General features: G+C 68.8%; 2 protein-coding genes. Both read left to right on the top strand.

All coding sequences use genetic code 11. The annotated features are described in order from the left end of the window. The first annotated feature begins 30 nt into the window (after positions 1–30). Positions 31–705 (top strand): amino acid ABC transporter permease, encoded by a 675-nt coding sequence (locus tag ACJOT3_RS34340; RefSeq protein ID WP_406977301.1) that lies wholly within the window; start codon positions 31–33, stop codon positions 703–705. Continuing rightward, the gene (locus tag ACJOT3_RS34335; protein WP_406977300.1) at positions 702–1739 is read left to right on the top strand and encodes an amino acid ABC transporter permease; all 1038 of its coding nucleotides are present in this window, start codon (positions 702–704) and stop codon (positions 1737–1739) included. The genes ACJOT3_RS34340 and ACJOT3_RS34335 overlap by 4 nt, the downstream gene beginning before the upstream one ends. Positions 1740–1880: the final 141 nt, after the last annotated feature.

Genomic DNA, 1880 nt, shown 5'->3' with positions numbered 1-1880 from the left:
CACCTCCCGGCCCTTGACCGGCTGGGACCCATGGAAGCCTTTCTCAGCAATATCGACAGGGTTGTCGACGGTTTCTCATGGACCGTCCGGCTCACCCTGCTCAGCGCCCTGTTCTCGTTCATCCTGGGCATCCTGCTCACCGCGATGCGGGCCTCCCCCGTTCCGCTGCTGCGCGGTCTGGCCACCGCCTACGTCGAAGGCATCCGGAACACGCCGCTGACCCTGGTGCTGCTGTTCTGCGGCCTGGGCCTCAACAGCGCCCTGGGCCTGAGCTTCAGCGACACCGTCGCCCTCGACGTGTTCTGGTGGGCGGTCATCGGCCTGTCCGCCTACACCGCCTGCTTCGTCTCCGAGTCGCTGCGGTCGGGTATCAACACGATCCCGCTCGGACAGGTCGAGGCGGCCCGCTCCCTGGGTCTGACCTTCACCCAGAACCTGCGCCTGATCGTCATCCCGCAGGCGCTGCGCACCGTTGTGGGCCCGCTGGGCAGTGTGCTCATCGCGCTCACCAAGAACACGACCGTCGCCTCCGTCGCGGGGCTGGGCGTCCAGGAGGCGTCCCGGCAGATGAAGCTCATGTTCGACCAGGGCATCGCGCCGGTCCTGCCGACCTTCGTCGGGTTCGCGATCGGCTTCCTGATCCTGACCCTGCCGACGGGTTACTTCTTCGGCTGGCTGTCCAAGCGCGTGGCGGTGGTCCGATGAGCATCCAGACCGCGGTTCTCTTCGACGCCCCCGGCCCCAAGGCCCGCGCGCGCAACGTCGTCTACACGATCCTCAGCGGGCTCCTGGCCGTGGTCGGCCTGGCCATCCTGTACCTGGGGTTCAACCGGACCCTGGTGGACCGCGAGGCCCCGCTGTTCTCGGCGGCCACCTGGGCGGTCAACCCGGCCGGGCAGTGGGCGGCCGACAAGTGGGAGCCGTTCCTGCGGCCCGAGACGTGGACCGGCTACGTCCTGCCCGGTTTGCAGAACACGCTGACGGCGGCGCTGACCGCGTCGGTGCTGGCCATCGTGTTCGGCCTGGTCTTCGGTATCGGGCGGATGTCCGAGCGCTGGTGGATCCGCATCCCGTCCGGGGCCGTCGTGGAGTTCTTCCGCGGCATCCCGCTGCTGATGCTGATCTTCTTCACCATGGCGCTGCCGATCGTCGCCTGGCAGGTGTTCAACATCCCCACGGGCACCTTCCAGGTGACCGCGCTGGTGGCGGTCATCACCGGCCTGACCCTGTACAACGGGTCGGTGCTGGCGGAGGTGTTCCGCGCGGGCATCCTGGCGGTGCCCAAGGGCCAGTCCGAGGCCGCCCAGGCCGTCGGCATGACCAGGTCGCAGACGATGTGGCAGATCCTGATCCCGCAGGCGGTCACGTCGATGATGCCCGCGATCGTGGCCCAGCTGGTGGTCCTGCTCAAGGACTCCGCGCTCGGCTACATCGTCGCCTTCCCGGAGCTGCTGCGCAGCTTCACGCTGCTGGCGACCCGGGAGAGCAACGTGATCCCGGCGGCGATCATCTGCGCGATCATCTACATCATCATCAACGTCACCCTGAGCCGGGTGGCGATCTGGCTGGAGCGGCGCAACGCCCGGCGCGGCCGCCCCTCGACCAGGCCCACCACCGTCGGAGGTGTCCCGGCCGCGGTCGACGCCACCGGGACGGCCGCCGGTGCGGCCATCGTGGAGTCGGCCGCGGAGGGGCCCGACCGGGGCCCCGACGACGACGGGCCGCGCAAGCTGCCCTAGGTGTACTGACCACGGAGGTTGGTAACACCCACCCCGCCTGACACACACGAAGAGGGCCTCCGGTATCGGTGTGGATTGCGACATCTACCACCGGACCGGAAGGCCCTCGATGCCCCACACTACCCACGCCAACGCCACCCT

This window comes from Nocardiopsis protaetiae (assembly GCF_045446735.1).
Lineage (GTDB): Bacteria > Actinomycetota > Actinomycetes > Streptosporangiales > Streptosporangiaceae > Nocardiopsis > Nocardiopsis protaetiae.
Note: the sequence above shows the minus strand (reverse complement) of the source record. Positions and strands in the feature narration are given on the sequence as shown.

What these genes read in the sequence shown, in the direction of transcription:
- ACJOT3_RS34340 (WP_406977301.1), top strand. Translation starts at nt 31, where the DNA reads ATGGAAGCCTTTCTCAGCAATATCGACAGGGTTGTCGACGGTTTCTCA.
- ACJOT3_RS34335 (WP_406977300.1), top strand. Translation starts at nt 702, where the DNA reads ATGAGCATCCAGACCGCGGTTCTCTTCGACGCCCCCGGCCCCAAGGCC.